General features: G+C 71.5%; 12 protein-coding genes and 1 pseudogene. 8 read left to right on the forward strand and 5 right to left on the reverse strand.

Going from position 1 to position 18,394, the window contains the following annotated elements:
* Window positions 1–102: 102 nt before the first annotated feature.
* The 4 genes from EST92_RS08445 to EST92_RS08460 form a co-directional block, all read right to left on the reverse strand.
* Entirely contained in the window at window positions 103–669 is a 567-nt protein-coding gene (locus EST92_RS08445) for an ATP-binding protein (protein WP_161981719.1), read from the reverse strand.
* Window positions 670–1,140: 471 nt separating this feature from the next.
* Window positions 1,141–1,734, reverse strand: coding sequence for a response regulator (locus tag EST92_RS08450; RefSeq protein ID WP_129280313.1), 594 nt, complete (start codon window positions 1,732–1,734; stop codon window positions 1,141–1,143).
* Entirely contained in the window at window positions 1,724–5,734 is a 4,011-nt protein-coding gene (locus EST92_RS08455; RefSeq protein ID WP_129280314.1) for a response regulator, read from the reverse strand. Before EST92_RS08455 ends, EST92_RS08450 begins: the two co-directional genes overlap by 11 nt.
* Before the next feature lie 3 nt (window positions 5,735–5,737).
* A complete protein-coding gene (locus EST92_RS08460; RefSeq protein ID WP_161981720.1) occupies window positions 5,738–8,614 on the reverse strand; it encodes an AAA family ATPase in 2,877 nt (958 codons plus the stop codon).
* Between the two features lie 225 nt (window positions 8,615–8,839).
* Here EST92_RS08460 and EST92_RS08465 point away from each other — a divergent pair, with 225 nt between their 5' ends.
* The 7 genes and pseudogenes from EST92_RS08465 (at window position 8,840) to EST92_RS08495 (ending at window position 15,676) form a co-directional block, all read left to right on the forward strand.
* Complete coding sequence (locus EST92_RS08465; protein ID WP_129280316.1) at window positions 8,840–10,072, forward strand: helix-turn-helix domain-containing protein; 1,233 nt, start codon at window positions 8,840–8,842, stop codon at window positions 10,070–10,072.
* Window positions 10,073–10,165: 93 nt separating this feature from the next.
* Complete coding sequence (locus EST92_RS08470; RefSeq protein WP_129280317.1) at window positions 10,166–11,188, forward strand: ornithine cyclodeaminase family protein; 1,023 nt, start codon at window positions 10,166–10,168, stop codon at window positions 11,186–11,188.
* A gap of 158 nt (window positions 11,189–11,346) precedes the next feature.
* Window positions 11,347–12,483, forward strand: coding sequence for a molybdopterin-dependent oxidoreductase (locus EST92_RS08475; protein WP_129280318.1), 1,137 nt, complete (start codon window positions 11,347–11,349; stop codon window positions 12,481–12,483).
* Window positions 12,480–12,884, forward strand: a complete 405-nt coding sequence (locus tag EST92_RS08480; protein ID WP_129280319.1) for a hypothetical protein — start codon at window positions 12,480–12,482, stop codon at window positions 12,882–12,884. The genes EST92_RS08475 and EST92_RS08480 overlap by 4 nt, the downstream gene beginning before the upstream one ends.
* A 232-nt stretch (window positions 12,885–13,116) precedes the next feature.
* Window positions 13,117–13,320, forward strand: a pseudogene (locus EST92_RS08485) (glycosyltransferase); the annotation flags it as partial.
* Window positions 13,317–14,180: a class I SAM-dependent methyltransferase gene (locus EST92_RS08490; RefSeq protein WP_129280320.1), complete on the forward strand. Its 864-nt coding sequence runs from the start codon at window positions 13,317–13,319 to the stop codon at window positions 14,178–14,180. The pseudogene EST92_RS08485 and the gene EST92_RS08490, both read left to right, overlap by 4 nt.
* Window positions 14,177–15,676 (forward strand): glycosyltransferase 87 family protein, encoded by a 1,500-nt coding sequence (locus EST92_RS08495; protein WP_129280321.1) that lies wholly within the window; start codon window positions 14,177–14,179, stop codon window positions 15,674–15,676. Before EST92_RS08490 ends, EST92_RS08495 begins: the two co-directional genes overlap by 4 nt.
* 28 nt (window positions 15,677–15,704) lie before the next feature.
* On the opposite strand, the gene EST92_RS08500 is transcribed toward EST92_RS08495, so the two are convergent.
* Window positions 15,705–16,508 carry a DUF817 domain-containing protein gene (locus EST92_RS08500; protein ID WP_174243962.1) on the reverse strand — a complete coding sequence of 268 codons (804 nt, stop codon included), beginning with the start codon at window positions 16,506–16,508 and terminating at the stop codon, window positions 15,705–15,707.
* Window positions 16,509–16,872: 364 nt separating this feature from the next.
* On the opposite strand from EST92_RS08500, the gene EST92_RS08505 reads away from it, so the two are divergent.
* Complete coding sequence (locus EST92_RS08505) at window positions 16,873–18,159, forward strand: MFS transporter (protein WP_129280322.1); 1,287 nt, start codon at window positions 16,873–16,875, stop codon at window positions 18,157–18,159.
* The last annotated feature ends 235 nt before the right edge of the window (window positions 18,160–18,394 follow it).

Genomic DNA, 18,394 nt, shown 5'->3' on the forward strand with positions numbered 1-18,394 from the left:
CTTGATGGAGCGTCAGGAATGGTGCAGGGGGCCTCACTTCAGCAGTGCGGGCGGCCCGGCACACGTCCCGGCCGTCCGCTGTCCTACGGCCGGCGCACGCAGTCACCGGTCGGATTCACCGCCGCAGGCCCCCCGCCGACGGGCCCTGCCGGGGGTGTGCAGTTCGAACCAGACGGTCTTCCCCGCGGCGGTGTGCCGGGCGCCCCAGCGGGTCGAGAGCTGGTCGACCAGGTGCAGCCCCCGGCCGTGGTCCTCGTCGGTGCGGGCGGGTGGACGGTCGGCGGGCGGGGCGGCGGGGCAGCCGTCGGCGACGTCGCAGCGCAGCGTCCGGTCAACGGGGGAGTGGGACATCCGCAGGTGGAGGGGGCCCCAGGCGTGCTGGACCGCATTGGTGACCAGTTCGCTCACCAGGAGCTCGGCGATCTCGACATGCTCGGGCAGCCCCCATCGGGCCAGCTCGGTCCGGATGATCCGCCGGGCCTGCGGCACGGCGCGTACATGCGGTTCGAGCCGCTGCGAGACCACTGTGCCGCGTGCCCTCCTCAGGTACCGGGCCAGCTGAGCGACCCGAGCGGCGACGGTTGCCGCCTGCCGCCCCAGCAGACGGCACAGCGGGAGCAGTACGCCGTCACGTACGGCGACACAGCGGGTGCGAAGGGCGGTCATCATGACGAGGCGGTCCGGCGGAGCGGAGTCCACCGTAGGGGGAGGCCGGAACGGCAGGGGTGAGGGCTGCCGTACGGGAGCACTTGCGTGCGGCCCGGACCAGGGGGAGATGTACGGAGCCAGGTCTGTGCCCGCCGTGTGCCGTCGGGCTGCGCCCGGGCGCGATGCCGGTTCCGGGACCATGTGTCTGCCCTCGCTTCTCTCCGGGACCGTGGCCGGCCGGTGGAGTCGGGCCACGTGGGCTCCGGTGGGGCACCCGGGAGCGGCGCGGTGTGCGCACCACGAACCGGGTCATCGTCCACCCCACCTCTTTCCGTGCCGTCGGCTGTGTCGGGGAGCTGACGTATGCCTCTACCGTGCCCCCGGCACCCGGTGGCAGTCGTTAGGGGAACCCCCTAGTACGACCCCCAAACGGGGCGCCGGGTGCGGGGCGGGGGGACTCAGCGTGGCGGGCCGCTCCCGGGCGTCGTGGGCCTACCGCTCCGACGTCACGGCCGCGAGGTGCTGAAGCTGTCGTGCCAGGCGGCCGACCGGGTCGGTCTGCCCGGCGACCCGGTCCAGGGCCCCGGCCGGGAGGGGACCGCCGGCCATGGTCCGCACGGCCTCGGTGAGCTCGGCGAGCGCCTTTTCCACCTGCTCCAGCCGGATCTTCAGCAGGATGTTGTTGACCCTGGAGGTCAGCAGGAGGTGGTCCAAGGGCTTCGGAAGATAGTCCTCGGCGCCCATTTCGAGGCAGCGGATGACACTGTCCAGCTCGCCCACGGCCGACATCATGATCACGGGCGTGCGGCTGAGCTGCTGATCGTGCTTCATCAGATCGAGCGTCGCGTAGCCGTCCATCCCCGGCATGAGGATGTCGAGCAGCACCACATCGAAGTCGCCCTCGCGCAGCATCCGCAGAGCCTGGAACCCGTCCTCGGAGGTCGCGGTCTCCAGCCCGGCCATTTCCAGGCGATAGGTGAGCGCCATGCGGTTCGTGCGGTCGTCGTCCACGACCAGGATGCGCCCTTTCGTTCTGGTTCCGTGGGTCACGTTGGTTGCGTCCGTGATGGCGTTGCTATCGGTCATGGCCAAGCTCCGCTCTCTGGGCGACCAGCCCGTCTCTCGCGGCGCGGTACTCCGCTTCGATGCGGTTCACCAGCGGTGCCGCCGCGCCGGGATCCCCGCCGGCGCCGAGGTCCTCCGCGTCCTGGCACGGCCGGACGAGACGCGGGAGTCCAAAGGTGTGCGCGTGGGACTTGAGCGTGTGGGCGGCTCTGCGGAATGCGGTTGCGTCCCCCTGGTCGAGGCCGCGGCGAAGGCTTTCGATCAGTTGGGGGGAGTCCTCCAGGAAGGCGTCGATGAGCCGGCCGGCGAATTCCGTGCCGAAGGAGCTGATCAGGCGCGCGAAGGTGGGTTCGTCGAGGACGGGCAGGGCGGACTCCTCGGTGTCGGCCGCCGGCTCGGGCCGTGCCGTCTCCGCGCCGGCCGCGGGCGGCACCGTTCCCGGCTCCGCTGCGGGCGTTTCCGTCTCGGGGCCCGGTGCGGGCTGCGTCGTCGTCGGACTCCGCGCGGGGGGACCGAGCGGCACCCGGTCGAGTGCCTCGGCGAGATCGACGCCGCGCAGGGGCTTTCTGAGGTAGTCGTCCATCCCGGCGGCGAGGCAGGCGTCGCGGTCCTCGCTCATCGCATTGGCGGTGAGGGCGATGATGTACGGCCGTTCCGCCGCGGACAGGGTCTGGTGGATCCGCCGGGAGGCGTCCAAGCCGTCCAGCACCGGCATCTGCACGTCCATGAGGACCACGTCGTAGTGCGTGTGCTCCAGTGACTCCAGCGCCTCGGCTCCGTTGCCGACGGTGTCCACCGAGTGACCGATCTTCCGGATCATCCGCATGATCAGCTGCTGGTTCACCAGGTTGTCCTCGGCCAGCAGGATGCGCAGGGGAGCGAGGCGGCTCTCCTTCACCTCCGGCTGCTGCGCCGTGCGGGACGGTTCGACGGGCAGCGTGACGCCGAGCAGCGTGCGGCAGAGGTCCGTGTAGAGCTCGGCCGCCCGGATGGGTTTGGTGTGGTAGCCGGAGAACTCCGCCAGACTCTCCTGGGTCGCCATGGGGCGGCCCGCGGACGTCAGCAGGTACAACGGCAGCTCTGCCATGCTCCGGTAACGGCGGATTTCTTCCGCGAGGGTGATGCCGTCCATGTCCGGCATCTGCATGTCCAGAATTCCGACGTCGAACGGATCGCCCTGCCGGACCCATTCGAGGGCCTCCCGCGGGGATCCGGTGGCGCGTACCACCATCCCCCAGGCGCTCGCCTGGCGCGTGAGAATCATCCGGTTCGTGGATTTGTCGTCCACGACCAGCAGGTGTTTTCCGCGGAGCTCGACACGGGAGATCACCCGGCTGGAACGCATCGCTTCGGGGATTTCCCGGGTTTCCACCGTGAAGTGGAAGGTCGACCCCACGCCCAGTTCGCTCTCGACCCACATCGTGCCGCCCATCAGCTCGGCCAGCCGCTTGCTGATGGCGAGGCCGAGTCCGGTCCCGCCGAAGCGCCGGGTGGTGGACGTGTCGAGCTGCTCGAAGGGCCGGAACAGCTGGCCCAGACGGTCCGCGGCCATGCCGATTCCGGTGTCGCACACGGAGAAGTGCAGGCGGATGATGCCGTCCGTGCCCTCGGGAGCGGGCGGGGAAGGCGTTTCCGGCGGCTGGGGGACGGAGCCCGGTTCCCCGTCGGCCCGGGCGACCTTGAGGACGACTTCGCCGGATTCGGTGAACTTGACGGCGTTGTTGAGCAGATTGATGAGGATCTGGCGCAGCCGGTCGATGTCTCCGATGATTTCTTCCGGCAGTTCCGGATCGATGAGGTACGCCAGGTCGAGGTCCGGCTTCTCCGCGGCCATCGGAGTGACGAAGTCGAAGGCCGATTCCACGCACTGCCGAAGCTGGAGGGGCTCCAGCCGGAGATCGAGTTTTCCGGCCTCGAACTTGGAGAAGTCAAGGATGTCGTTGATGATCGTGAGCAGGCTGTTACCGCTGTTCTGGATGACCTGAGCGAATTCGGTCTGCTCGGCATCGAGCGGGGTGTCCAGCAGGATTTCGGTCATGCCGATCACCGCGTTCATCGGCGTGCGGATCTCGTGGCTCATGGTCGCGAGGAACGCGCTCTTCGCCTGGGTGGCGACCTCCGCCGCCTCCTTGGAGGCCTGGAGCTCGGCGGCGGCGCGGGACCGTTCCAGTACCCGTCCGAGCTGGGTGCTGACGTTGAGCAGCAGCCGCAGCAAGGCGTCGTTCGGGTCCATGGCCTCCGGGGTCAGGAAGTCGAGGACCGCCGCGACGTCCTTCCCGATGACGACCGGGACGGCGATCCTGCCGGTCACCCCGGCACCCTCGGCGACGCCGGGCGACGTCGGGCGGGGCCCGGTGGACGCCGCGGTGATGTCCCGTATCCAGGCCGGGCGGCCGGTGGCGCGCACCGTGGCCGGCAGGCCCGTCGGCGCGTACAGGCCGGCCGCCGCGGCGATGTCGCGCAGCGGCACCCGCAGGTTCTCCTCCTCGACGTGCCGGATGGGCGACGTGGTGAACTCCGGCTCCGGAGCGGGCCGGCCGGTGTGCGAGCCCGAGCCGGGCGTGGACTCGACGAGGTGGACGTGGCCGACCGGCCATCCCATGTGCCGGCACACCAGGTCCAGGACCGTCTGCACCGCGTCCTCCCAGCTGTCCGCCTCGTTGGCGGCGGCGGCCACGTGCTGGAGCAGGCCGAGCGACTCGGTCTTCTGGTTCAGCTCCGCGGTGCGCTGGCGGACCTCCTCCTCGACGGCGGAGTAACTCTCCTGGAGCCTGCCGGCCATGACGTTGAAGGCGGTGGCCATCGCGCCGATCTCGTCGCGGCTCCGTACCGTCGCGCGGCGCGTGAGGTCGCCCGCGGCCAGCGCCCGCGCGGCCTGCACCACGGCCGCCACATTGCCGGTGATGCGTCGGGAGAGCAGCGCGACCACCACGATGATCACGGTGAGGACCGCGGCGATGCCGGCCAGGACCCGCAGGTTGCGGTCGTGGAGGTTGTCCAGGCGGGCGTTGAGCATGTGGTCTTCCTGGTCGAACAGGGCTTTCCACAGCTGCGAGTTCGCCCGGACGGCGCCGGTGGCCCGGGCCCACCAGGCTGCCCGCGGGAGGGTACTCGGGCCGCTGCGCGTGAAATCCCGGTTCACGGTGCCGGTCACCTCGCGGACCGATGAGGTGGCCTTGGCCAGCAGGGGCTGGATCGCGGGGCGGAGCCCGGTGTGGGAGGTGGCCCCGAACGCCCGGTTCAGATCGCTGTTGAGCTGGAGGAGGTTCTGGTTGAGCACCGTGGTGTCGTAGGCGAGGCGTACCCGGTTGGCGGTGGACCGGTTGCCCTGGGCCAGTATCGCGTCGCCCCGCTCCGTCATCTGGTAGAGCTGGTTCATCATCTGCGGCTCGCGGAGCAGCAGCCCGGCCATCGTGTAGTACGTGTCGAGGTCGGGGTCGAGAATCAGCTTCGAGGTGTCGCCGACGTAGGAACCGAGCGCCAACAGGTTCCCGATGAGCCGGGTGTAGCGCGGCACGTCGGCGCGGACGTCGGGCGGAGCGGACGCCAGCCGCGCCCAGTCGTGGCGCAGGGCCGCGGGCGCCAGCCCGCTCTTCCCCTTGGCGGAGAGGTCGGGGACGGTCGTGCGCAGCGGCTCCCGCAGCCGCCGGTCGACCCGCAGGAGCGCCGCGAAGTCCGCGTTGACGGCACGGTCGGCCGCCGCGACGCGGCTCCTCGGGACGGACTCCCCGGTGATCTCGCGGTGCAGCAGCGCACGGCGGTCGGAGACGTCCTGCACCAACGCGCTCAAGGGACGCAGGTACTGAACGCCGCTCAGCTCGGTCCGAGCAAATTCGATCTTGCTGTTCTGCTGGTCGACCAGGGAGAACGTGGCCACCCCGAGGGGGACCATGAGGGCGATGCACAGGGCCAGCAGCTTGTGCCAGATGCGGGGCGCGAAGCGCGTTCCGCGGCGGCCGCGGGCTCCGCCCTGCGGCCCGTCCGGGGCGGCGGGCGGCTTCGCGTCGGGCACGGCGGACACGGGTTACTCCGGTTCGGCCGCCGCGTGGGTCTGCTCCGCGTGCCCACCGAGCTGGCGCCGGCTGGTGACGCCGAGCTTCCGGTAGACGCTGGACAGGTGGACCTCCACGGTCTTGGCCGTGACGAACAGCTTCTGCGCGATCTCCCGGTTGGTGTGCCCGGCGGCGGCGAGGTCGTAGACCCGTTGCTCACTCGGCGTCAGCGACTGCAGACCGGTGACCGCATGGCGCCGCGGGCGGATCCCGGCCACGTGCAGCTCGTCCTGAACCTGCTGGACGAGGGGCGCCGCGCCACGGGCCTCGGCGATGTCCAGGGCGTCGCTGAGCAAGGTCCGCGGCTGGCTCCGTACGCCGTGCCGGCGCAGCGCCGCCCCGTAGTCCGCCAGCGCCTTGGCGTACTCCAGGCGGGCCGGGGAGCACTCCAGCCGGGTGACGGCCTGGCGCAGGAGACCGATGTCCGCGTCGCCCTCGCTCAGCGTGCCGGCGATGCGCAGCGCGCGGCCGAGGGCCCGGGGCGCGCTCCAGTAACGGGCCAGTTTGAGCTCGGCGTCGGCCATGGTCCGGGCCTCGTCGTCCCGGCCGAGCAGATGCAGGCACAGGGCTGCCTCCGACCGCCAGGGCACGAGGGCGGGGTTGTCCCCGCCGGCCGCGCTGAACGAAGCGCCCGCGGCCAGCGCGGTGTTGAGGGCTTCTGTCGTGTGGCCCTGGAGGCGCAGGAGGTGGGCGCGGCTGTACAGCACGTAGTACATCAGCCCGGTGAGCGGCGCGGGATCGGGAACTCCGGTCCACTCCAGGGTGGCCTGCGCACGCGACAGCGCACCCTGCTCGATCTGCACCTCGGCCTGGACGGGGCCGAGGACCAGCCGGCGCAGATCCAGCGAGGCCGCGTCGACGGCGCGCATCGCGTCCGCGGCGTCCGCGGCGGCCTCGTCGAGGTTGCCCTGGTACAGCCACGCCATCGCACGGTGGGCCAGGGCCCCGGTCAGGTCGTTGACCGACCCCTGCCGGTGCGCCTGCTCGACCGCGGCGTCCAGGCTGCCCAGGACCTCCCTGCGGTCGGCGCTGATCAGGGCCAGCCAGCCGAAGGACAGCGACATCTGTCCGTCGGACGGCCCGGTCGGCGCGTCGTGGAGCGCGCGCTGCGCCCGGACGACCGCCCGCGGGTCGCCGATGACCGCGTCGTGCCCGGCGATGACGCAGTCCAGGTACCGGCCGCCCATGCTCTCCCTCGGTTTGGGGGAGCGCAGCGCCGCGACGCGGCCGAGGATGTCCTTCCGCAGGTCCGGCCGCCCGGGTTCGTAGAGCGGGATCGAAAGGATGCAGGCGTTCAGCTGGTAGAGCAGCTCGGTGTCCTGCGGTGGCGTATCGGCCAGGGCCTGTTGCCAGATCGCCAGGGCTTCCTCGGCACGCCGCAGCGCGAGCAGCGCGCCGCCGAGGGCCAGCGCGATTTCGGCGCGCTGCCGTGAGGGTCCGGCCAGTTCGTGCGCCTCGGTGAGATACGGAACGGCTGCCGCACTGTCCACCCGCCGCATGGCGCTGCCGAGGGCGAAGAGAAGATCCAGCCGGTCACCGGTCGGTGGGGGCTCGGCCAGGGCGCGGCGCAGATACGTCGCCGCGGTCTCCGGGGAGCCGCGGGCCAGGGCGCTCCGCGCCGCCGACCACAGCAGGGTCACGGTCTCGGCGTCCCCGGAGGGCAGGGTGCGCAGCAGGTGCAGGGCGACCTTCTCGATCTCGGCCTGGGAGTCCTGGAGCAGGTGCGCGGCGGTCCGGTGGGCGCGGTGGCAGTCGGCCGGGGTGATCTCCTCGTACACGGCGGCCCGTACGAGCGGATGCACAAAGCCCCACCGGGGGTTCAGCACGTCCGACGGCAGGGCGGTGTGGAGGATCTGGGCGTGTTCGAGGCTCTTCGCCGCCTGCAGTGCTTCCTCCCGGTCGAGCCCCGCCAGCTCCGCCGCGTGGCTGAGCTCCGCGCCGTCCCCGAGCACCGCGATGGCGCAGGTCAGCGGCCCACAGCTGGGAGGGAGGCGCCGCATCCACATCGCCACCCGCCGGGCGATCGCGCGCGGGCCCAGGGCGTAGACCTGCGGGATGTGCGCGGCGGTGGGCTCGACGTGCTCGCCGGCGAGTGCCTCGGCGAGCTCCTTGAGCAGGAGGGGATTCCCGCCGGTCGCGGACCAGCAGGCGGTGAGGAATTCGTCGTCCTCCGGTTCGGGTGACCCGGATTTCGCGAATTCACCGATGACGAGCGAGGCCGATGCTTCGGCACTCAACCTGGACGGAGAAACGAGCACCGAGGGCGCTGTGGTGACGATCTGGTCGAGTGTGTGCGACGTGGAATCCGCTTCAAATGGTCTGAGGGTTCCCACTACGCAGGCCGGGATGTCCTCAAGGCGCGGTATGAGGTAATGGAGAAACTTCAGCGAATCGCTGTCCGCCCAGTGCAGATCGTCGACCGCAATCATGAGGGGCTGCTCGTCGGAGATGTCCGCGGTCAGCCAGTACAACCCGTGCAGCATGGAGAAGTCCCCGCCCGGGGAGCGTTCGGGAACGACTCTCTTCAGTACGACCGCCGCCTGACCCGCGGTGCCGGACAGAATGCGCTCCCGATCCGCCGCCGTCATCCGTGCCAGGAGCGGTTCGAAGAGCTGCCGCACCACTCCGAAGGGGAAATCGATTTCGAGTTCCGAACCTCGCGCGCCGGCCACCTGAAAACCGGCGGAAACAGCGATCCGCTTGGCCTCGGACAGCAGACTGGTTTTTCCGATTCCGGGCGCACCCTCGATCATCACGGCTTCCCCATGGCCGTCACGGGTCGCATCCATCGCCGCCCGCAAGACCTTGAGCTCGCCGCTTCGCTCGTACAGTCCGGCCATATGCGGCATACATCCCAGTATGCGCGCCAGGGCCATGGGGATGCCCGTTGCGGGGGCCCGTGGACCCGGTGCGGCCAGGGGTCCGGCGGCGGCGCTCCTCCGGGCGGGCCGGGCGCGGCCCCTGGTGAGGGCAGGTCGAGGTCACCGTTCGTGACAGGGCGGGGGCGGTGACCCACGGGGTGGGCAGGGCTATCGTGCGACGGTGTACGAGGTTCATCGAGAGCGGGAGTCGCAGTGGTCCTGCCGTACACCGACGCGATCCAGCAGCTGGTCGACGCGCTCGCGGCGCGGATCCAGCGCTCGGTCGCCGTGGACGACCGGCGTGGCGGCCTCCTCGTGTCCAGCCGGCACTTCGGGGACGAGGACACGCTCCGTGTCGACGTGGTGCTGTCCCGGCGGCTGCCGGACCGTGTCGCCGCGTACCTCAACGGTTTCGGCATCGCCACCTCCGACAAGCCCCTCTCGGTTCCTGCCAGCCCGTCTCTCGGGCTGAAGGCCCGGCGGTGCTACCCGATTCGTGATCACGGCCGGCTGCTCGGTTACCTGTGGCTGATCGACGAGGAGGCGAAGCGCTTCGACGACGAGGTGGGCGCGTGTGTGGTCCAGTTGTCGGCGCGGCTTCGGGAGCGGTCGCTCCAGGTGGCCGAGGACGAGCGGCGGCGCCGGACCGTGGTGGCCGACCTCCTGCTCGGGGGTGCGGGCTCCGCTCGCGCCGCGGCGGACCTGGTCGGCGAAGGGCTGGTCGGCGCGGAGGACGAGATCGTGGTGATCGCGGCCGATGCGACCACGGACCCGGAGGCGGTCGCCGCCGTGATCGCGGAGACCACCGCTCGGGGCGGCCGCGACGGGCCGGCGGTCCGGGCGTTCGCGACGGTGGCCGCGGACCGCGGTGTGGCCCTGGTGGCCGGCCGGGACGAGGTGGCGCGCGCGGCGGCACGGCTGGCCGAGACGGTGCGGCGGGACGTGCCGCGGCGGGACGCGGAAGAGGGCGGCGCGTTCGTCGGCCTGAGTGCTGCCGGCCGCCTTGAGCAGGCCCCTGACCTGTGGCGTCAGGCCGTGCTGGCGTCGTGGGCCGCCGCCGGGCTGCCGGAGTCGGCACCGGTCCTCTCCTGGCGGGACACCGGCGTTTACGGCCCGCTCATGCTCGCCGCGACGGCAGCTCCTGAGCTGGTGGTACCGCCGGAGATCGCCGAGCTCGGCGCGGGCGGACGCACCGACTCCCTGGCCCACACCGCCGAGGTGTTCCTGGATGCCGCGGGGGACACCGCGGCCGCGTCCGAGCGGCTGATGATCCACCGGACGACGCTCTACTACCGGCTGGCCCAGATCGAGAAGAAGACCGGGTGGGACCTGAAGAACGGCCGTGACCGGTTGACCTTGCACCTGGGGCTGAAGACGCAGCGCCTGCTCGACAGCGGCATCCCCGCTTTGCTACGGGGAGAGGAAAAGCACCGGGGAAGTTCCTGACCCGTGGCGATGCCGGCGGGGGCCGGGCGGCCGGAGACTCCGGGGAACCCGGACGACGGCCGCCGGGTGCGGACCGACACGCGAAGGACCCTCATGACCTTCCCCACCGACCGGCAGCGTCTCGCGGATCAGCTCACGATCGGCTCGGAGCTGATCTATCTGCCCCGACAGGACGTCGAACACCTCGGGCTGACACGTGACGCCATCCTGGAACTGACCCGCCAGGCCCTGGTCGAGCACGGCCACCGCCGCTACGAGATGCCGGCCAAGATCGGTGTCCACCCGTACGACAACGTCTTCCACCACGCCATGCCGGCCTACCTGCCCGGGCCGGGGATCGTGGGCATGAAGTGGATCGCGTGCTACCCGGACAACCCGCGCACGTGCGCTCTTCCGCAGACCACCGGGCTGCTCGTACTCAACGACGTGGACACCGGGGTGCCGTTGGCGGTCATGGACTCGGCGTGGCTGACCGCCATGCGCACCCCGGCGGTGACGGCTCTGGCCGCCGCCGCGCTGCACCCCGACGCCACCACGTTCGGGATGTTCGGCTGCGGCGTGCAGGGAATCGAGCATGTCCGTTACGCGGCCCTGGCGATGCCCAGGCTGGAGACCGTCCACGTCTACGACACCAACGGGGCCGCCGCGGACGCCCTGATCGCGACGCTGCAACCCGAACTGGAGGTACGGATCATCAAGGGTGCGTCGGCCGAGGCGGTCACCAAGAGCGCGGAAGTGCTGAGCTCTGCGACCGTCATCCTGCGCCGGCCGCTCGCGGTGGTGAAGGACGCCTGGGTCACCACCGGACAGACGATCCTCCCCTGCGACCTGAACACCTTCTGGGATCCGCGTACCACCCGGCGCGCTGACAAGTACCTCGTCGACAGCGTCGAGGAGCATGAACTGTTCGCGTCCATGGGGTACTTCCCCGACGGCCTGCCCGAAGTGGCGGCCGAGATCGGCGAGGTGCTGGCGGGGGTGCGGCCCGGCCGTGAGCACGCCGACGAGATCATCGTCAACAGCAACATCGGCATGGCCGTCTGCGACATCGCGGTGGGGAACGCACTCCTGCACCGCGCGCTGGAGCGCGGTGTCGGAATGCGGCTCCCCCTCTGATCTCCAGGGGTAGGGGGCGGGGTTTTTCCGCCCCCTTTCCAAGGACGTTCTCGCCCGAAGGCCATTGGGCGTCAGCGGGCGTCGCGCCGACGGATGTCAGCGTTCCGTAAGAGTTGAATTGTTCCGCGACGGCCACGCGCCGCGTTGGAATGGAAAACATGAAACTGCGAGTCTTTCCGCCGGAATTCAAGGGCAGATTGCACGATGCCCGCACGGCGACCTCGATCGGCCGGTGGCTGGGGTCGGCGTTCGCCGTGTGCTTCGTCACCGGGCTGTTCAGCCACCTCCTGCAGCATCCGCCGGACTGGCTGGCCGACAGCATCCCGAGCCGCCCGGCTTGGGGATATCGGCTCACGCAGGGGCTGCACGTCGCCTCCGGCATCGCGGCGATTCCCTTGTTGCTGGCGAAGCTGTGGGCGGTGTATCCGCGGTTGTTCGAGTGGCCGCCGGCGCGGTCGGTCAAGCACGCCCTGGAGCGGCTGTCGGTCGCGGTGCTGGTGGCCGCTTCGCTCTTCGAGTTGGCCACCGGGCTGCTGAACACGGCCCAGTGGTATCCGTGGCCGTTCTCGTTCGTACCCGTGCACTACGCGGTGGCGTGGCTGGTCGTCGGTGCGCTGCTGCTGCACCTGGCGGTCAAGGCCCCCGAGATCAGGGCGCATTGGACCCGCCGGTCGTCCGGGACGCTGGCCCTGCCGGTGCAGGACGGTCCCGATCGGCGCGCGTTCCTGGCCGCGGTGGGCGCCGGCGTCGGGGCCGTCACGCTGACCACCGTGGGCCAGTCCTTCACCCCGCTGAAGGATCTCGCGCTGTTCGCGCCCCGCCACCCCGACAAGGGCCCGCAGGGGCTGCCGGTCAACCGGACCGCCGCCGCGGCGGCGGTCGGCGGGATCACCGCCGAGGCGTACCGCCTGGTGGTGGCCGGCCCGCGGCCGTACACCCTGACCCTGGACGGGCTGCGCGCCCTGCCCCAGCACGAGGTGGAGCTGCCGATCGCGTGCGTGGAGGGCTGGAGCGCGTCGGCCCGCTGGACCGGCGTACGGGTGGCGGACCTGCTGGCGGGTGCGGGGGCGCCGGCGCATGCGCGCGTACGGGTGGAGTCGCTGGAGCCGAGCGGCGGCTACCGGGTGTCGGAACTGGGGCGGGAGCACGCCCACGATCCGCTGACGCTGCTCGCCCTGCGGGTGAACGGTGAGGAACTCCACCCCGACCACGGATACCCGGCGCGGCTCATCGCCCCGAATCGGCCGGGCGTGCTGCAGACCAAATGGGTCGGCCGACTGGAGGTGCTGGCGTGAAAGCGCTGCGCGTAGTGGCCGGGGCCGCCGGTGTGGCGCTCATGGGCGTCGGGGTGTCCCTGGTGACGGACGTCCGCGACCCGCTGGACGTGCTGGTGTGGCTCGGCGGAGCGGTCCTCCTGCACGACGCGGTGATCGCCCCGTTCGTGCTGCTGGCCGGGTGGGTGCTGGTGCGCGGCGGGGGGCGCGGTCCGGTCCGCGGGGCGCTGCTGGTCGCGGGCGCGTTGACGACGGTGGCCCTGCCCGTGCTGCTACGGCCGGGGAAGACGGCCAACGCCTCGGTGCTGCCGCTGGACTATCCGCGCAACTGGCTGATCGCGGTGGTGACCGTGGCCGTGGTGACGGCGCTCTGGATCGTCGCGCGCGGGTTCGGGCGCGGTCGTCGGCGGCATGGTGCGTGACCTTGGTGCGCGGCCCCTTCTCCGTGGGGCGAGCCGACGGCATGGGGCGAGCCGTCGGCGCGGACGCGCGGGCGCACGGAGGCCTTACGAACCCCTGACGTCCTCGCGCCGAGCGGCCCGCCACCGGGTTGGCCTCCCTACGTTTGGTGGCATGTTGATCCTGGTCAAGCGAGGTGCGGGCGTCCGTGGCTCGCACCTCGCACTGCCCCATCACCGCCTCGGGCGCCGGGTGCTCGTCCGCGGCGTACCGATGTCCACCGACCGCACCGGGGCCGTCCAGCGCCGCCGGCTCGTCGAGGCCGGACTGACGGACGGTGACCTGCCGTTGCTGCGCGACGTGGACACCGCCGCGGGCGTCGCCGCGGTGGCCGCCTGCTGCCCGCCCGGATCCCGCTTCACCGCCACCCTGGCCTCGCTCGCGGAGACCGTCCGATGAGCGGCACGGCGAACGGGAGGCGCACTGCCGTCGCCGGCCGGACCGCGCCGGTGGAGCGCACCGTGGCGGAGGAGAACCCCCGGCAGGTCACGCTCCGCTCCCCGCTCCGGGCACCGGTACGGCGCGCCGACCGGCTCCCTGCCGTCGAGTCCGGGGAGCCCTGGACCCACGACCCCTACGGGCGTGCCCTGCGCGCCGGCCGCGGTCCGCTGTACCTGCGCCGGCTCGCCCCCCACGCCCACGGGACGGCCGAGCTGCTGCCCCTGGACGTGGAGCGCTTCTGCGCCGCGCCCGACGCCGCCGACACCGGCGTACTGCACCGCTGCACCGGCCCCGTCCTCGACGTCGGCTGCGGGCCGGGACGACTGGTGGCCGCCCTGGCCGCCCGGGGGGTCCCGGCGCTCGGAGTGGATGTCAGCCCGGCCGCCGTCGCCCGCACCCGCCGTCTGGGCGCCACCGCCCTGCAACGGTCCGTCTTCGACCGGCTGCCGGGCGAAGGCCGCTGGGGCACGGTCTTGTTGATGGACGGCAACGTCGGCATCGGCGGTGACCCGGTGGCGCTGCTCGCGCGCCTGCGCGACCTCGCCCGACCCGACGGGCGCCTGCTGGCCGAAGCCGTCCCGCAGGACGTGGACGAACGCCTCACCGTCCGCGTCGAGGACGCCCACGGCCGCCACGGCCGCCCCTTTCCCTGGGCGCGCGTCGGGACCACCGCCCTGCTGTGCGCCGCCGAAACCGCGGGCTGGACCCTCACCGGCCGTTGGAGCAGCGACGACCGCCCCTTCCTGGAATTCCATCACCTGAAGCCCGGCCCCGAGGCCGCACACCCCACGCCTGCCGGGGGGCCGGACCGCTCATGACCGACACCGCCGCCCCGCACCGACACGACCCCGGTGGCGCCACCGCGCCTCTCTCCTCGACCCGTTCCCGACGGGCGACCGGCCACCGGACCCGGACCCGCGTCGCCGTGACCGCCGCCCTCCTGGCCGCCCTCACCGCCGTCCTCGTCCACACCCTCCACTCAGGCGACAACCAGAGCGCGCCCGGCCGGATTCTGGCCGGATACGCCGTCGCCTGGGCACTGTTCGCCGCTGCCGTGTGGACCGTACGCAAAATCCCGGCCCGCGCCGCGACCGTCCTCGTCCTGGCCGGCTCGGCCGCGATCGCGCTGGCCGGGCTCACCGCGCAGCCGCGCACCAGCACCGACATGTACCGCTACGCCTGGGACGGCCGCGTCCAGGCCGCCGGCATCTCCCCCTACGCCCACCCGCCGGCCGCACCACAGCTGACCCGTCTGCGCGACGACTGGCTGTTCCCCCCACCACAGGCCTGCACGGGCTGGGGGATCACGCGCACCGACGACGGCCTCTGCGTCCGCATCAACCGGCCCACCGTCCCCACCATCTACCCCCCACTCGCCGAGGGCTGGTACCTCGCCGTGCACACGCTGTCCCCGGCCGACAGCCGCCACAAGCCGCTCCAAGTCGGCGGCGCCGTCCTGGTCTTCGGCACGACCCTCGCGCTGCTCCGCGTCCTGCGCCGGCGCGGCGACCCGCGGCGGGCCCCGGGCCGGGCCGCGCTGTGGGCCTGGTGCCCGGCCGTCGCACTGGAAGCGGTCAACAACGCCCACATCGACACGCTCGGCGTGCTGTGCGTCGTGCTCGCGCTCGGCACCGCCACCGCGGGAGTCCGCCGCGGTGCGCTGCTCGGCGCCGCGATCGCGGTCAAGATCCTGCCCGTCCTGGCCCTGCCCGGAGCCCTGTCCGGGCAACGCGGGCCGGCCCGCGTGCTGCGCGTCGTCGCGGCCGTCGTCGGCACCGTCGCGCTCGCCTACCTGCCCTACGTCGCCGCCTCCGGCGCGGGCGTCCTGGGCTACCTGCCCGGGTACCTCCACGAGGAGGGCTACGAACCCGGCCACGTCCACCGCTTCGCCCTGCTGCGACTGGTGCTGCCGGACGCCGCCGCCGGCGCGACCGCGGCCGTGCTCCTCGCGCTGATCGGGCTCTTCGTGTGGTGGCGCGGTGACCCGGCGCGCCCCTGGCGCGGCGCCCTGCTGCTCACCGGCGCGACCCTGCTCCTGTTCTCCCCGAGCTATCCCTGGTACTCGCTGCTCGTGGTGGCCCTCGTCGCCATGGACGGCCGCTGGGAGTGGCTGACCGTCACCCTCGCCGGCACCGCCCTCTACCTGGGCGGCCGGCTCCTCCCCGGATTCCCCCTCCAGGCCTGGGCCTACGGATGTGCGGCGCTCGTGATCGTCACCGGCGCGTACCTGCGCTCCGGCCGGGCCCGCCGCCTCGTGGCGCCCCACGGCGGCAACCGGTCTTCCCGGCCCGGCCTGGGGCAGGAGGACCGGTAGCGGTCGCGGAGGTCGGCCGGCGAACCGGTCAGCTGTGTCGACGGGCCGTGCCCGGCCAGCCGGCGGCTGCCACCAGGACGACGGTGATGCTGATCAACAGGGACCAGGCGCCGATCTTGTCCACGGCGACGGGCTGCCAGCCGTGGAGCTGGTAGGGGTAGCGCCAGGCGCCCAGGTAGGTGGCGAGGTTCTCCGCCACCCACAGGAAGAAGCCGATCAGCACGAACGACAACGCCAGCGGCATCCGTCGGCGTACCCCGCGCACGGTGAAGTGCACGACGGTGCCCGCCGTGACGGCCACCAGCAGTCCGGCCAACGGCCAGCGCACATCGGGCAGCCAGTGGTGGGTGAAGAAGTTGAGGTAGACGGCCGCGGCCACCGCCGCGGTCGCCCTGGGCCGGTAGCGGACCAGTTCGAGGTCGAACAGATGCCAGGCCCGGCAGACGTAGCTGCCGACGGCCGCGTAGAGGAACCCGCCGTACAGCGGGACGCCGGCGAACTTCAGCACGGCCGGCTCCGGGTAGCTCCACGAGCCGAGGGACACCTTCACCAGCTCGAAGGCCAGGCCGATGACGTGGCAGACGGCGATGACGGCGATGTCCCGCCCGGTCTCCCAGCCACGCAGCCAGAACAGCAGGGTGATCAGCACGCCGTAGGCGACAAGCAGGTCGTACCGGGCCACCGGGAGTCCGGGCAGCAGGGTGGACACCGCCACCCCGGACAGCAGCGCGATGGCAAAAGCGCAGGCCCGGGTCTGCGTCCAGGCGAAATCGAGCAGTTGGCGAATCGATGAGGTCAGGAGGCCGGTGAGGTGTGCGCCGAAACTGAACATGGTGCCCTTCAGGACGCGCGGGCGGACGGGGAAGGTTGCGGCCCCGCTGTTGCCGTAAGCGGGCTTATCAGCCCCCTCCGTCATTACTTAGGTTAGGCTTACCTAAGTAATGACGGAGGGGTGCTTCCGCTTGAGTCCCCTGCCGCAGCTCGGGATGTCGCCCAGGCTGCGAATCCCGAACCTTCCGACACCTACGGTTCTTTGGCGGTGCCATAGCTATGAAAAAACGGATTCTCGGCGCTCCCTTCCTCGCGGGCGTGAGATCTTTCGCATTTCCCGGCGTGGTGGCCGGCACGGCGCTCACCACCCCTCCAGTGCAATCCAGGGAAATCACTGAGGCGCACACCACGACCGGAGGCCTGCCATGACCGGCAGTTCACCGGTGGAGGATCCCCCTGTTCGGCCGAGCCTCCTGCTGCGCATGCTGCTGATCGCGGTCATGGTGATCTATCTCATCGGTGAGACCGCGCTGATGCCCTTCCTGCCGCAGTTGTTCCACCGCGTGTACGGGATCAACAGTCCGGCGGCGACCGGACAGTTCCTGTGGATCTGCCGGATCGTCGGGCTGATCGCGCTTCCCCTGTGGGGCCTGGCGGCCCGCCGCTGGCCGCTGCACCGGCTCGTGCTCATCGGATTGTGCTGTGCGGCAGTCTTCGACGCCTGTGTGGGCTTTGCGCCGAACTACGCCGGCTTCACCGTGCTCTCGGCCGGTGCCGTAGCCGCCAACGCCGCTTTGTTGTTGGCGTATCCGGCCTTCGTTGCGGAGCATTCACGCAGGGCGGTGGAAAGGCAGCGCGATGGGCAGCATGCGCGGCTGGTCGCGGTGCGCTCCATGGTCGTGGTCTTTCATGTGGCGGCAGTGGCCTCCACGCTCGTCGGCGGATGGGTATCGGGACTGCCCGATCCGCGCCTGGGCGTCTCGGCTTTCGCGGTGGTTGATCTCCTTCTCGCCGTACTGATCCTTCGGGTACTGCGACGGCTTCCGGTCACACGGAGGAAGAGCGCACCCGCTCCCATGAATAACGTCGGGGTGCGGCGTTGGTGGTTGCTGCTCACACAAGCAGCCCTGATCGGCGTGGCATTCGACTTCGCCCTCGCCGTCCCGCGGGTGTTTTTCGTCCGATACGCCGCGGCATTCCCCGGAGTATCTCCGGGTTCCTTCGTCGTCACCGTATTGATCTTCCTGCCGAGCGTGTCCGCACTGCTCACGCTGCCCGCCACCCGGCGCTGCTATCGAAGGCTCGATCGCCGGATGCTGCCTGTCGCTGCCCTGGTGTGCACAGCGGGATTCGTGTGGGAATACGCCGCCGATGGGCTTTTGGCCTTGATCTGTGGCCGGGTGCTGCTCGGCCTGGGACTGGGGCTGGCCCAGGTGGCAGTGGAGATGACGATGTTCCGCTCCACCGGAACGGCCGGCCCTGCTTTCACCGCAGTGGAGACCGTCCGCTCGGCCGGACTGCTGCTGGCCCCACCGATCGCCGCGACCGCCGTGACGCACGAGGTGGCCCTGCCCTATCTGGTCGCGAGCGCCGCTCTGGCCTGCGTGGTGCTCGCTTCCCTGTCGAAGGTGCCCACCCCGGTGTCCTGCCCCACCGCGGAGGAGCCGCCCGCCGTCGCCCCCACCCGTGCCGGAAGGGTCGACGCGGGCTGATCCGCCCCGGCCGTCGGCCCCTCCGCTGCGCTTTGCTTTCTCCCCACGTTGTCGGCTTTCCCGCCGTGGTGGCGTTGCGCTTTGCGGCGCCCCCCCACGTCGTCGGCTTTCCCGCCGTGGTGGTGTTTCGCCGTTGCGCCTGCGGCGGGCGTGGGTGGTCGGCTGCGGTGCCGCTCCTCCGGACTTCGTCCTGCGGTCCGCCCCCTCCCGTTGGGGCTGGAAAGAAGACCGGTGG

Origin of the sequence: Streptomyces sp. TM32, assembly GCF_004122755.1 — a bacterium.
GTDB lineage: Bacteria > Actinomycetota > Actinomycetes > Streptomycetales > Streptomycetaceae > Streptomyces > Streptomyces sioyaensis.

Bases quoted from the DNA above. Each gene is read 5' to 3' on its own strand.
- EST92_RS08445 (WP_161981719.1), bottom strand. From the start codon at position 669: ATGATGACCGCCCTTCGCACCCGCTGTGTCGCCGTACGTGACGGCGTA.
- EST92_RS08450 (WP_129280313.1), bottom strand. From the start codon at position 1,734: ATGACCGATAGCAACGCCATCACGGACGCAACCAACGTGACCCACGGA.
- EST92_RS08460 (WP_161981720.1), bottom strand. From the start codon at position 8,614: ATGCCGCATATGGCCGGACTGTACGAGCGAAGCGGCGAGCTCAAGGTC.
- EST92_RS08470 (WP_129280317.1), top strand. From the start codon at position 10,166: ATGACCTTCCCCACCGACCGGCAGCGTCTCGCGGATCAGCTCACGATC.
- EST92_RS08475 (WP_129280318.1), top strand. From the start codon at position 11,347: ATGAAACTGCGAGTCTTTCCGCCGGAATTCAAGGGCAGATTGCACGAT.
- EST92_RS08490 (WP_129280320.1), top strand. From the start codon at position 13,317: ATGAGCGGCACGGCGAACGGGAGGCGCACTGCCGTCGCCGGCCGGACC.
- EST92_RS08495 (WP_129280321.1), top strand. From the start codon at position 14,177: ATGACCGACACCGCCGCCCCGCACCGACACGACCCCGGTGGCGCCACC.
- EST92_RS08500 (WP_174243962.1), bottom strand. From the start codon at position 16,508: ATGTTCAGTTTCGGCGCACACCTCACCGGCCTCCTGACCTCATCGATT.
- EST92_RS08505 (WP_129280322.1), top strand. From the start codon at position 16,873: ATGACCGGCAGTTCACCGGTGGAGGATCCCCCTGTTCGGCCGAGCCTC.